Source organism: Pseudomonas sp. GW531-T4, from assembly GCF_017349615.1.
GTDB classification, from domain to species: domain Bacteria; phylum Pseudomonadota; class Gammaproteobacteria; order Pseudomonadales; family Pseudomonadaceae; genus Aquipseudomonas; species Aquipseudomonas chlororaphis_I.
In genome coordinates this window covers 102,141-114,624 of sequence record NZ_JACMZT010000012.1, presented here as the reverse complement: position 1 = coordinate 114,624, position 12,484 = coordinate 102,141, and the positions used below count along the sequence as shown (strand labels likewise).

The 12,484-nt window shown below is 62.6% G+C and carries 11 protein-coding genes; 5 read left to right on the top strand and 6 right to left on the bottom strand.

Annotation, left to right across the window (positions count from 1 at the left end; translation table 11 throughout):
- Nucleotides 1–27: 27 nt before the first annotated feature.
- From J4D28_RS12490 to J4D28_RS12470, 5 genes are all read right to left on the bottom strand, one after another.
- A complete protein-coding gene (locus J4D28_RS12490) occupies nucleotides 28–996 on the bottom strand; it encodes a CDP-6-deoxy-delta-3,4-glucoseen reductase (RefSeq protein WP_016703205.1) in 969 nt (322 codons plus the stop codon).
- Nucleotides 996–2,462, bottom strand: coding sequence for a 4-hydroxy-3-polyprenylbenzoate decarboxylase (gene ubiD, locus J4D28_RS12485; protein ID WP_009046125.1), 1,467 nt, complete (start codon nucleotides 2,460–2,462; stop codon nucleotides 996–998). The genes J4D28_RS12490 and ubiD overlap by 1 nt, the downstream gene beginning before the upstream one ends.
- Before the next feature lie 140 nt (nucleotides 2,463–2,602).
- Nucleotides 2,603–3,862: a transcription termination factor Rho gene (gene rho / locus J4D28_RS12480; RefSeq protein ID WP_007926725.1), complete on the bottom strand. Its 1,260-nt coding sequence runs from the start codon at nucleotides 3,860–3,862 to the stop codon at nucleotides 2,603–2,605.
- A 247-nt stretch (nucleotides 3,863–4,109) separates the two neighbouring features.
- A complete protein-coding gene (trxA, locus tag J4D28_RS12475) occupies nucleotides 4,110–4,439 on the bottom strand; it encodes a thioredoxin TrxA (protein WP_003206727.1) in 330 nt (109 codons plus the stop codon).
- A 126-nt stretch (nucleotides 4,440–4,565) separates the two neighbouring features.
- Nucleotides 4,566–5,264, bottom strand: coding sequence for a FadR/GntR family transcriptional regulator (locus J4D28_RS12470; RefSeq protein ID WP_038635974.1), 699 nt, complete (start codon nucleotides 5,262–5,264; stop codon nucleotides 4,566–4,568).
- Nucleotides 5,265–5,518: 254 nt separating this feature from the next.
- On the opposite strand from J4D28_RS12470, the gene J4D28_RS12465 reads away from it, so the two are divergent.
- The 5 genes from J4D28_RS12465 to ppx all read left to right on the top strand — a co-directional run bounded on the left by J4D28_RS12465 (nucleotide 5,519) and on the right by ppx (nucleotide 10,077).
- A complete protein-coding gene (locus J4D28_RS12465; RefSeq protein ID WP_028683681.1) occupies nucleotides 5,519–6,304 on the top strand; it encodes a transporter substrate-binding domain-containing protein in 786 nt (261 codons plus the stop codon).
- A 21-nt stretch (nucleotides 6,305–6,325) separates the two neighbouring features.
- Complete coding sequence (locus J4D28_RS12460) at nucleotides 6,326–6,994, top strand: amino acid ABC transporter permease (RefSeq protein WP_007926722.1); 669 nt, start codon at nucleotides 6,326–6,328, stop codon at nucleotides 6,992–6,994.
- Nucleotides 6,991–7,641: an amino acid ABC transporter permease gene (locus tag J4D28_RS12455; protein WP_023967887.1), complete on the top strand. Its 651-nt coding sequence runs from the start codon at nucleotides 6,991–6,993 to the stop codon at nucleotides 7,639–7,641. Before J4D28_RS12460 ends, J4D28_RS12455 begins: the two co-directional genes overlap by 4 nt.
- On the top strand, nucleotides 7,628–8,362 hold the full coding sequence (locus J4D28_RS12450) for an amino acid ABC transporter ATP-binding protein (RefSeq protein ID WP_009051420.1): 735 nt from the start codon (nucleotides 7,628–7,630) through the stop codon (nucleotides 8,360–8,362). The genes J4D28_RS12455 and J4D28_RS12450 overlap by 14 nt, the downstream gene beginning before the upstream one ends.
- 212 nt (nucleotides 8,363–8,574) lie before the next feature.
- Nucleotides 8,575–10,077 (top strand): exopolyphosphatase, encoded by a 1,503-nt coding sequence (gene ppx / locus J4D28_RS12445; RefSeq protein ID WP_009051421.1) that lies wholly within the window; start codon nucleotides 8,575–8,577, stop codon nucleotides 10,075–10,077.
- Between the two features lie 169 nt (nucleotides 10,078–10,246).
- On the opposite strand, the gene ppk1 is transcribed toward ppx, so the two are convergent.
- On the bottom strand, nucleotides 10,247–12,466 hold the full coding sequence (ppk1, locus tag J4D28_RS12440) for a polyphosphate kinase 1 (protein WP_009051422.1): 2,220 nt from the start codon (nucleotides 12,464–12,466) through the stop codon (nucleotides 10,247–10,249).
- Nucleotides 12,467–12,484 lie beyond the last annotated feature (18 nt).

Here is a 12,484-nt window from a genome sequence, read left to right as displayed (position 1 = left end):
GTTATAACGAGGGACAGTCCCGAGAACTCAGGACCGAGGAGCGTAGGCAAATACATCGGCGCGCATCTGGTGCGCATCCATGCCCGCTTCGACCAGCGCGTCCAGGGTCGCGTAGATCATCGCTGGCGAGCCGCTGGCGTAGACATGCACCGCCGACAGGTCGGCAATGTCCTCGCTCACCGCCTCGTGCAGCATGCCGCAGCGCCCTTCCCAGCCACAGAGGTCGCTGACCACCTTGTGCAGGAACAGGTTGGGCAGCTTCTTCCATTCGTCCCAGTGTTCGATCTGGTAGAAGTCGTCCGGCCGGCGCACACCCCAGTACAGGTGCACCGGGTATTTGAAGCCCTTGGCCCGGCAATGCTCGATCAGGCTGTGCATCTGCGCCATGCCGGTGCCGGCGGCGATCAGCACCAGCGGCCCGTCCGGCAGCTCAGCCAGGTGGGTATCGCCAAACGGCAGCTCGATGCGCACGTTGCCATTGCGCTGCAGCTGTTCGATCAGGTTTTGTGCACTGCTTTCACGCACCAGTACGTGCAGCTCCAGCTCGCGCCCGGCGTGCGGTGCCGAGGCCAGGGAGAACGCCGATTTCTCGCCATTCTCCCGTTCGAGCATCAGGTACTGGCCGGCGTGATAACGCGGTGGCTTGCCGGCCGGCGCCCGCAGGCGGACCCGCCAGACATCGCCGCCGACTTCCAGACACTCGGTGACCTGACACGACAGACTGCGCACCGGCAGCTCTCCCAGCGCAAGGACGCCATCCCACAGCACGATGCAGTCTTCCAGCGGCTCTGCAATGCAAGTGTAGAACTCGCCGTGATCGCGCACATCGCCGGCCTGCAGGACCCTGCCCTCCACCAGCAAGGCACAGCACACATGACAGTTGCCATTGCGGCAGCTTTGCGGGCATTCATAGCCCAGGCGCCGCGCCGCATCGAGAATCCGCTCGCCGGGCAGCGTCTCAAGCACCGCTCCGGAGGGCTGCAAGGTTACACGCATCAATCTATTCCTAACTGATTCCAGATGGCATCGATCCGGCGAGTCACCGCCTCATCCTTGACGATCACCCGGCCCCACTCGCGAGTGGTTTCACCGGGCCACTTATGCGTGGCATCGAGCCCCATCTTCGAACCCAGGCCGGAGACCGGCGAGGCGAAGTCGAGGTAGTCGATCGGCGTGTTATCGATCATCACCGTGTCGCGCTTGGGGTCCATGCGCGTGGTGATGGCCCAGATCACGTCGTTCCAGTCGCGCGCGTTGATATCGTCGTCAGTGACGATAACGAACTTGGTGTACATGAACTGTCGCAAAAACGACCAGACACCGAGCATTACCCGCTTGGCGTGGCCGGGGTACTGCTTCTTCATGGTCACCACCGCCATGCGGTACGAGCAGCCTTCGGGCGGCAGGTAGAAGTCGGTGATTTCCGGGAACTGCTTCTGCAGGATAGGCACGAATACTTCGTTCAGCGCCACGCCGAGAATCGCCGGCTCATCCGGCGGACGACCGGTGTAGGTGCTGTGGTAGATCGGCTTGATCCGGTGGGTGATGCGCTCGACGGTGAACACCGGGAAGCTGTCGACTTCGTTGTAGTAGCCGGTGTGGTCGCCATACGGGCCTTCATCGGCCATCTCGCCCGGATGAATCACCCCTTCCAGGATGATTTCCGCGGTGGCCGGCACTTGCAGGTCGTTGCCACGGCATTTCACCAGCTCGGTGCGGTTGCCCCGCAGCAGGCCGGCGAAGGCGTATTCGGAGAGGCTGTCCGGCACCGGCGTCACGGCGCCGAGGATGGTCGCCGGGTCGGCTCCCAGGGCCACGGATACCGGGAACGGCTGGCCCGGGTGCTTCTCGCACCACTCGCGGTAATCCAGCGCGCCGCCACGGTGGCTCAACCAGCGCATGATCACCTTGTTGCGACCGATCACCTGCTGGCGATAGATCCCGAGGTTCTGCCGGTCCTTGTTCGGGCCCTTGGTGACGGTCAGGCCCCAGGTGATCAGCGGGCCGACATCGCCCGGCCAGCAGGTCTGCACCGGCAGCATCGCCAGGTCGACGTCATCGCCTTCGATGACCACTTCCTGGCAGATCGCGTCCTTGACGACTTTTGGCGCCATGGAAATGATCTTGCGGAAGATCGGCAGCTTGGACCAGGCATCCTTCAGTCCCTTGGGCGGCTCGGGCTCCTTGAGGAAGGCCAGCAGCTTGCCGATTTCCCGCAGTTCGCTGACCGCTTCGGCGCCCATGCCCAGCGCCACGCGCTCCGGGGTGCCGAACAGGTTGCCCAGCACCGGAATGTCGTAGCCGGTGGGCTTTTCAAACAGCAGGGCCGGACCTTTGGCACGCAAGGTGCGATCGCAGACCTCGGTCATTTCCAGCACTGGGGACACCGGAACCTGGATGCGCTTGAGTTCGCCGCGCTGTTCCAGACCGCTGATAAAGTCGCGCAAGTCGCGATACTGCATGCGTGAGCCTCGTTTTGGCCGTGGCGTTCGGGGCTGGCAGTTTAGCGCCGAACCCGACTGTTCAGAACAGTGAACTGCCGTTCATCAATAATCAGATAGCAAAAAGCCGGGTTTCCCCGGCTTTTGCGGTCCCGCTCGACTTACTTGCGTTTCATCGACAGGAAGAACTCATCGTTGGTCTTGGTCTGTTTCAGCTTGTCGACCAGGAACTCGATGGCGGCGACTTCATCCATAGGATGCAGCAGCTTGCGCAGGATCCACATGCGCTGCAGCTCGTCGTCGGCGGTCAGCAACTCTTCGCGGCGGGTGCCGGAACGGTTGATGTTGATGGCCGGGAATACACGCTTCTCGGCGATCTTGCGGTCCAGAGGCAGCTCCATATTGCCGGTGCCCTTGAACTCTTCGTAGATCACTTCGTCCATCTTCGAGCCGGTTTCAACCAGCGCGGTGGCAATGATGGTCAGCGAGCCGCCTTCTTCGATGTTCCGCGCGGCGCCGAAGAAACGCTTCGGTTTTTCCAGGGCGTGGGCATCGACACCACCGGTCAGCACCTTGCCGGAGCTCGGGATCACGGTGTTGTAGGCACGAGCCAGGCGGGTGATGGAGTCGAGCAGGATCACCACGTCCTTCTTGTGTTCGACCAGGCGCTTGGCCTTCTCGATCACCATCTCGGCAACCTGCACGTGGCGGGTTGGCGGTTCGTCGAAGGTGGAGGCGACCACTTCGCCGCGCACGGTGCGCTGCATCTCGGTCACTTCTTCCGGACGTTCGTCGATCAGCAGCACGATCAGATGAACTTCTGGGTTGTTGCGGGTGATGTTCGACGCGATGTTCTGCAGCATGATGGTCTTGCCCGCTTTCGGCGGAGCAACGATCAGACCGCGCTGGCCTTTACCGATCGGGGCGCACAGGTCGATGACACGACCGGTCAGGTCTTCGGTGGAACCGTTGCCGGCTTCCATCTTCATGCGCACGGTCGGGAACAGCGGCGTCAGGTTTTCGAACAGGATCTTGTTCTTCGCGTTCTCGGGACGATCGTAGTTGATCGTGTCGACCTTCAGCAGTGCGAAGTAACGCTCGCCTTCCTTTGGAGGGCGGATCTTGCCAACGATGGTGTCACCGGTGCGCAAGTTGAAACGACGGATCTGGCTCGGGGAGACGTAGATATCGTCTGGGCCGGCCAGATAGGAGGCGTCGGAGGAGCGAAGAAAGCCGAAGCCGTCCTGGAGGATCTCCAGCACGCCATCACCGGAGATTTCCTCGCCGCTTTTAGCGTGCTTTTTCAGCAGGGAGAAAATCACGTCCTGCTTGCGCGAACGGGCCATATTTTCTATGCCCATCTGTTCGGCCAATTCGAGCAGTTCGGTAATCGGCTTTTGCTTGAGTTCAGTCAGATTCATATAGGAATGACGTAATCATTTATGGAGGGGGGAAATTAAGCTTTTGGCTTAATGATGCCGCGCCGCGGAGAAGGCGACAGGATCGCGTACTTATTCGAAAAGGAGAGCGTCGGCGACGGCTTGCAGGGGGCAGAGGAGAAACCAGTGCGGGGCCGAATGTAACACCTGAGTTTCTGAGCGTCTAGCCCTGAATAATGAAAAAGCCCCGCTATTTACGGGGCTTTTTTGATGCGATTTACAACGACGCTTAGATGTTGGCGTCGAGGAAAGCAGCCAGTTGCGACTTGGACAGTGCGCCGACCTTGGTGGCTTCGACGTTGCCGTTCTTGAACAGCATCAGCGTCGGGATACCACGCACGCCATGCTTGGCCGGGGTTTCCTGGTTTTCGTCGATGTTCAGCTTGGCAACGGTCAGCTTGCCTTTGTAGGTTTCAGCGATTTCGTCCAGGACCGGAGCGATCATTTTGCATGGGCCGCACCACTCAGCCCAGTAGTCGACCAGTACAGCGCCTTCGGCCTTGAGTACGTCAGCCTCGAAGCTAGCGTCGCTAACGTGTTTGATAAGATCGCTGCTCATGGAAGTCTCCAGGTTGTAAGCAAAAAAACGTGGCCCATCATAGCCGCCCTTCCCGCGTTCAGGAAGCCGGAGTTGATTGACTCTCGCTATGGTGCCCGATGAATTTGGGTATAGCTCAACTGGAAACTATGCGGGGGTGACAAAGGCGATTCCGGTGCGCAACGCCGCGCCGCGCACATGCTCCTGCATGGCCTTCTGCGCCGCTCCAGAGGCATGCCGGGCCAGCCCGCGCAGGATCTTGCGGTGCTCCTGCCAGGTTTCCATGGCCCGCTCGGGCCGGATGAACGGTAGTTTCTGGCTCTCCAGGAAGATCTCGGCGCTGGTACTGAGAATGCTCACCATTGCCTGATTGCCGCTGGCCTGCAGGATCTTCTGGTGAAACTCGAAGTCCAGCCGCGCCGCCGCCTCGAAATCCGCCGCCCGCAGCTCGTTGCGCATGGTCTCGACATTGTCCTGCAGCGCATCCAGCTCGTCGGCGGTCAGGGTCACGGCCGCCAGCCCCGCGGCGAAGCCTTCCAGGGCGTAACGCAGTTGGAAGATATCCGTCGGCGAGGCCTGGGCCGCGAACGGCCAGCTCAGCCCCGCGCCATTGACCGGCGACTCCGCGGCCTGCACGAACACGCCCTTGCCGGGCTGCACGCTGATCACGCCCAGGGCACTCAAGGATGACAGCGCCTCGCGCAACGAGGCCCGGCTGACCCCCAGCTGCACGGCCAGATCGCGCTGCGACGGCAGCGCATCGCCCGGGCCGAAGCCGCGCTCGTTGATCAATTGGCGGATGGCTTGCAGCGCCACCTCGGGTACGGCGCGGGAGATCGAGTTCATAAAATTCAGGCTGGCCGGTCCAGGAAAAAGCTAGTTGTAAAGCTATTCGCCGAGCCCGGCAAGTCGTGCCCCAAGGGGGTTCGGGCGCATCGCCGGACGCTCGATAAGGGGGCAGAAACGCCAACAACTGTTCAGACCAGTAAGACCGAACAAAACCAGCAAAACCCAGCACTCCAGGGCTTTTACCGGCGCTTGGCACGGCCTGTGCTGTGTCGCTGCGCAGAAATCACTTCCCGTGAATCCGGAGATTTGCCATGACCAAGCGTTTCAGCGCCCTGCTCTCTGCCCTGTTTGCCAGTCTGATGCTGAGTCAGATGCCCGCCCACGCCAACGGCCTGGACGATGTCGTCGCCCGTGGCACCCTCAAGGTGGCCGTGCCCCAGGATTTCCCGCCGTTCGGCTCGGTCGGTCCGGACATGAAACCCCGCGGCCTGGATATCGACACCGCGAAACTGCTGGCCGACCAGCTCAAGGTCAAGCTCGAACTGACACCGGTCAACAGCACCAACCGCATTCCGTTCCTGACCACCGGCAAGGTCGACCTGGTGATCTCCAGCCTCGGCAAGAATCCGGAGCGCGAGAAGGTCATCGACTTCTCCCAGGCCTACGCACCCTTCTACCTGGCGGTATTCGGCCCACCCGAGGCGCCAATCGCCACCCTCGACGACCTCAAGGGCAAGACCATCAGCGTCACCCGTGGCGCCATCGAAGACATCGAGCTGACCGCCGTGGCCCCGCAAGGCGTGACCATCAAGCGCTTCGAGGACAACAACTCGACCATCGCCGCCTACCTGGCCGGCCAGGTCGACCTGATCGCCAGCGGCAACGTGGTGATGGTCGCCATCAGCGAGCGCAACCCGAAACGCATCCCGGCGATGAAGGTCAAGCTCAAGGATTCCCCGGTCTATGTCGGCGTGAACAAGAACCAGCCGGAGCTGCTGGACAAGGTCAACCAGATCCTCACCACCGCCAAGGCCGACGGCAGCCTGGAAAAGAACGCCCAGCTGTGGCTCAAGCAGCCGTTGCCGGCTGGCCTCTGATCGCGGTCGCGGAGGTTATCCATGGCTTATCAGTTCGACTTTCTACCGGTGCTGGAAAACACCGGCCTGCTGCTGCGCGGCGCCCTGTTCACCCTTGAGCTGACCGCCATCGGCGCGCTGCTCGGGGTCGGCCTGGGCATCGTCGGCGCGGTGGTGCGGGCCTGGAAGATCCAGCCCTTCTCGGCCCTCTTCGGCGTCTACGTCGAGCTGATCCGCAACACCCCGTTCCTGGTGCAGCTGTTCTTCATCTTCTTTGGCCTGCCGTCCCTGGGGCTGCAGATTTCCGAGTGGCAGGCGGCAGTGCTGGCAATGGTGATCAACCTGGGCGCGTACTCCACGGAAATCATCCGCGCCGGCATCCAGGCCATCCCCCGCGGCCAGCTGGAAGCCGCGGCGGCCCTGGCCATGACCCGCCTGGAAGCCTTCCGCCACGTGGTGTTGCTGCCGGCGCTGGGCAAGGTGTGGCCGGCCCTGAGCAGCCAGATCATCATCGTCATGCTCGGTTCGGCGGTGTGTTCGCAGATCGCCACCGAGGAGCTGAGCTTCGCCGCCAACTTCATTCAGTCGCGCAACTTCCGCGCCTTTGAAACCTACGCCCTGACCACGCTGATCTACCTGTGCATGGCCCTGCTGATCCGGCAGCTGCTGAACTGGGTCGGGCGCCGCTATATCGCGAGGAGCAGCCAATGAGTGATTTCAGCTTCTGGGACATCGTGCGCAACCTGCTGACCGGCCTGCAATGGACCCTGCTGCTGTCGCTGGTGGCCTTTGTCGGCGGAGGCCTGATCGGCTTGCTGATCATGACCCTGCGCATTTCCAAGAAGGCTTTCCCCAGCCATTTCGCCCGCCTGTACATCGAGCTGTTCCAGGGCACGCCGCTGTTGATGCAGCTGTTCCTGGTGTTCTTCGGCATCGCCCTGCTGGGTGTGGATATCTCGCCCTGGCTGGCGGCGGCCATCGCCCTGACGCTGTTCACCAGCGCCTACCTGGCGGAGATCTGGCGCGGCTGCGTCGACTCGATCCCCAACGGCCAGTGGGAAGCCTCCTCCAGCCTGGCGCTCAACCCTTATGAACAGCTGCGCCATGTGATCCTGCCACAAGCTCTGCGGATCGCCGTGGCGCCCACCGTGGGCTTTTCGGTGCAGGTGGTCAAAGGCACCGCGGTGACCTCGATCATCGGCTTCACCGAGCTGACCAAGACCGGCGGCATGCTCGCCAACGCCACCTTCGAGCCCTTCATGGTCTACGGCCTGGTGGCGCTCGGTTACTTCTTGCTGTGCTACCCCCTGTCCCTCAGTGCGCGCTACCTGGAAAGGAGACTGCATGCCTCTGCTTAGAATTTCCGCCCTGCATAAATATTACGGCGACCATCATGTGCTCAAGGGCATCGACCTCAGTATCGAGGAAGGCCAGGTGGTGGCGATCATCGGCCGCAGCGGCTCGGGCAAGAGCACTTTGCTGCGCACCCTCAACGGCCTGGAGTCGATCAACGACGGGGTCATCGAAGTCGACGGCGAATACCTCGACGCCGCCCGCGCCGACCTGCGCAGCCTGCGGCAGAAGGTCGGCATGGTGTTCCAGCAGTTCAACCTGTTCCCACACCTGACCGTCGGCGAGAACGTCATGCTCGCGCCGCAAGTGGTGCAAAAGGTGCCCAAGGCCAAGGCCGCCGAACTGGCGCGCGAGATGCTGAAACGGGTCGGCCTGGAGGAGAAGTTCGACGCCTTCCCCGACCGTTTGTCCGGCGGCCAGCAGCAGCGGGTAGCGATTGCCCGGGCCCTGGCCATGTCGCCCAAGGTGCTGCTGTGCGACGAGATCACCTCGGCCCTCGACCCGGAACTGGTCAACGAAGTCCTGAGCGTGGTGCGCCAGCTGGCCAAGGACGGCATGACCCTGATCATGGTGACCCACGAGATGCGTTTTGCCCGGGAAGTGGGCGACAAGCTGGTGTTCATGCACCAGGGCAAGGTGCATGAAGTGGGCGACCCGAAAGTGCTATTCGCCAACCCGCAGACGCCGGAGCTGGCGAACTTCATCGGGACCAACGAAAGCGCTTGATGCTGACTGGAGCCGCTGCCGCAGGCTGCGATAAGGCCCGCAGGGCCTTCCTGGGCCTTCAAGAACAGCGCCTGCTGCGCAGCCTGCGGCAGCGGCTACAGGAGCTGTGGCGCAAGGATTCATGCGTTGAATCAACGCATTGGACACTGCGCGTTGGCGCGAGCGATTGATCGTGGCAGGATGGCAAGGTTATCGACCGAGACCCCCAAACCATGCCGCAAACCCAAGCCAAGAATCTGTCCCTGATCGCCGCCATCGACCTGGGCTCCAACAGCTTTCACATGGTCGTGGCCAAGGCTCACCATAATGAAATCCGCATTCTCGAGCGGCTCGGTGAAAAGGTGCAGTTGGCCGCAGGGATCGACGAAGACCGTCAACTCAACGAAGAATCCATGCAGCGCGGGCTCGATTGCCTGAAGCGCTTCGCCCAACTGATCAACGGCATGCCCTTGGGCGCGGTGCGTATCGTCGGCACCAACGCCCTGCGCGAAGCCCGCAACCGCGGCGAATTCATCCGCCGCGCCGAGGAGATCCTCGGCCACCCGGTGGAAGTCATCTCCGGTCGTGAAGAAGCCCGCCTCATCTACCTGGGCGTGTCCCATACCCTCGCCGACACCCCGGGCAAACGCCTGGTCGCCGACATCGGCGGCGGCAGTACCGAATTCATCATCGGCCAGCGCTTCGAGCCGCTGCTGCGCGAAAGCCTGCAGATGGGCTGCGTCAGCTTCACCCAGCGCTATTTCCGCGACGGCAAGATCACCCCGGCGCGCTACGCCCAGGCCTACACTGCGGCGCGCCTGGAAATCATGAGCATCGAACACGCCCTGCATCGCCTGACCTGGGATGAAGCCATCGGCTCCTCGGGTACCATCCGCGCCATCGGCCTGGCGCTCAAGGCCGGCGGCCACGGCAGCGGTGAAGTCAACGCCGAAGGCCTGGCCTGGCTCAAGCGCCGGTTGTTCAAGCTGGGCGACGTAGAGAAAATCGACTTCGAAGGCATCAAGCCGGATCGCCGGGCGATCTTCCCGGCCGGCCTGGCGATTCTCGAAGCCATCTTCGACGCCCTCGAACTGCAGCGCATGGACCATTGCGAAGGCGCCCTGCGCGAAGGCGTGCTCTACGACCTGCTGGGCCGCCATCACCACGAAGACGTGCGCGAGCGCACCCTTGGCTCGCTGATGGAGCGCTATCACGTCGACCTGGAACAGGCTGCCCGGGTCGAGCGCAAGGCGCTCCACGCCTTCGACCAGGTGGCCGAGGACTGGGACCTGGAGGACGGCGTCTGGCGCGAACTGTTGGGCTGGGCCGCCAAGGTCCATGAAGTGGGCCTGGACATCGCCCACTACCATTACCACAAGCATGGCGCCTACCTGATCGAGCACTCGGACCTTGCCGGCTTCTCCCGCGAAGACCAGCAAATGCTCGCGCTACTGGTACGCGGTCACCGCCGCAACATTCCCAAGGACAAGTTCGCCGAATTCGGCGAGGAAGGCAGCAAGCTGATCCGCCTGTGCGTGCTGCTGCGTTTCGCCATCCTGTTCCACCACATCCGCGGCACCCAGGAAATGCCCCAGGTAAAGCTGCACGCCGCCGGCGACAGCCTGGAGGTGATGTTCCCGGCAAACTGGCTGGACGAGAACCAGCTGACCCAGGCCGACTTCGCCCTGGAAGCGGAATGGCTGACCCGGGTCGGCATCACCCTCAACGTGCACTGATCTCTGCGTAGGAGCCGGCTTGCCGGCGAAGAGGCCCTCGAGCCCTGCATCAGCCTTGAGGACGCCTCGCCGGCAAGCCGGCTCCTACAATCCCCAGCCAAGCGATATAACAACAAAAAGGCCAGCCCGATGTTCGGGCTGGCCTTTTTGTTGGCGGCACCTGAGGTGCTCAGCGCACCGCCAGCACCGGGTTGCTCAGGCGCTCCAGCAATGTGGCCTGGGCGCTGCGCGGGTTCTGGTTGCCGGTCGGCGTGTTGCGGATGTAGCGGCCGTCCGACTGCAGGCTCCAGCTGTGGGTGTTATCGGTGAGATAACTTTCCAGCTCCTTCTTGACCCGCAGGATCAGCTTCTTGCCCTCGACCGGGAAGCAGGTCTCGACACGCTTGTCGAGGTTGCGCTCCATCCAGTCGGCGCTGGACAGGAACATCTGCTCCTCGCCGCCATTGAGGAAATAGAACACCCGGGTGTGCTCCAGGAAGCGACCGATGATCGAACGCACATGGATGTTGTGCGACACGCCGGCGATCCCCGGACGCAGGCAGCACATGCCCCGCACCACCAGATCGATGCGCACGCCCGACTGGCTGGCCTTGTACAGCGCGCGGATGATCTTCGGATCGGTCAGCGAGTTGAACTTGGCGATGATGTGCGCCGGCTTGCCGTCCAGGGCGAACTGGGTCTCCCGGGCGATCATGTCGAGCATGCCCTTCTTCAGGGTGAAGGGCGCATGCAGCAGCTTCTTCATGCGCAGGGTCTTGCCCATGCCGATCAACTGGCTGAAGAGCTTGCCGACGTCTTCGCACAAGGCATCGTCGGAGGTCAGCAGGCTGTAGTCGGTGTACAGGCGGGCGTTGCCGGCGTGGTAGTTGCCGGTGCCCAGGTGGGCATAGCGCACGATCTCACCGGATTCGCGACGCAGGATCAGCATCATCTTGGCGTGGGTCTTGAAGCCGACCACGCCGTAGATCACCACCGCGCCGGCCGCTTGCAGGCGGCTGGCCAGTTGCAGGTTGGACTCTTCGTCGAAACGCGCGCGCAGCTCGATCACCGCGGTGACTTCCTTGCCGTTACGCGCCGCGTCCACCAGCGCATCGACGATTTCCGAGTTGGCGCCGCTGCGGTACAGGGTCTGGCGCACCGCCAGCACGTGCGGGTCCTTGGCCGCCTGGCGCAGCAGGTCGACCACCGGAGTGAAGGACTCGAACGGGTGCAGCAGCAGGATGTCCTGCTTGCTGATCACGCTGAAGATGTTCTCGCTGTTCTGCAGCAGCTTGGGAATCTGCGGGGTGAACGGCGTGTATTGCAGCTCCGGATGGCTGTCCAGGCCGGTGATGCTGAACAGACGCGTCAGGTTCACCGGACCGTTGACCTGGTACAGCTCGGTCTCGCTCAGGTTGAACTGCTTGAGCAGGTAGTCGGACAGGTGTTTCGGACAGGTGTCGGCCACTTCCAGACGCACCGCATCGCCGTAACGACGGGAGAACAGCTCGCCGCGCAGGGCGCGGGCCAGGTCTTCGACGTCCTCGGTGTCCACCGCCAGGTCGGCGTTGCGGGTCAGGCGGAACTGATAGCAGCCCTTTACCTTCATGCCCTGGAACAGGTCATCGGCGTGGGCGTGGATCATCGACGAGAGGAATACATAGTTGTCGCCAGGGCCGCCGACTTCTTCCGGCACCTTGATGATCCGCGGCAGCAGGCGCGGCGCCGGGATGATCGCCAGGCCGGAATCGCGGCCGAAGGCGTCGATCCCTTCGAGTTCGACGATGAAGTTCAGGCTCTTGTTCACCAGCAGCGGGAACGGGTGCGTAGGGTCGAGGCCGATCGGGGTGATGATCGGCGCGATCTCGTCGCGGAAGTAACGACGGACCCAGGTCTTGAGCTTGGTGGTCCAGTAACGGCGACGGATGAAGCGGACCTGATGTTTCTCCAGCTCCGGCAACAGAATGTCGTTGAGGATCGCGTACTGGCGGTCGACGTGACCGTGCACCAGGTCGCTGATGCGCGCCAGGGCCTGGTGCGGTTGCAGGCCATCGGCACCGGCCTGTTCACGGGCGAAGGTAATCTGCTTCTTCAGGCCGGCGACGCGGATCTCGAAGAACTCGTCCAGGTTGCTGGAGAAGATCAGCAGGAACTTCAGGCGCTCCAGCAACGGGTAGGACTCGTCCAGCGCCTGTTCCAGCACGCGGATGTTGAACTGCAGTTGCGACAGCTCGCGATGGATATACAGGCTGCTGTCATCCAGGCTCGGGATGACCAGGGTCGGCATCGCCACATGCGGCGCGTCCGCTTGCACCGGCGGGGCTTCCAGCTCCGGTGGTGTTTCAACAACCTGCTCGACCACGGGTTGAGCTTCTTTTACGGCAACTTCAGTGAGTCCTTCGGTATTCATCGCGTGTTCCTGGGAGGG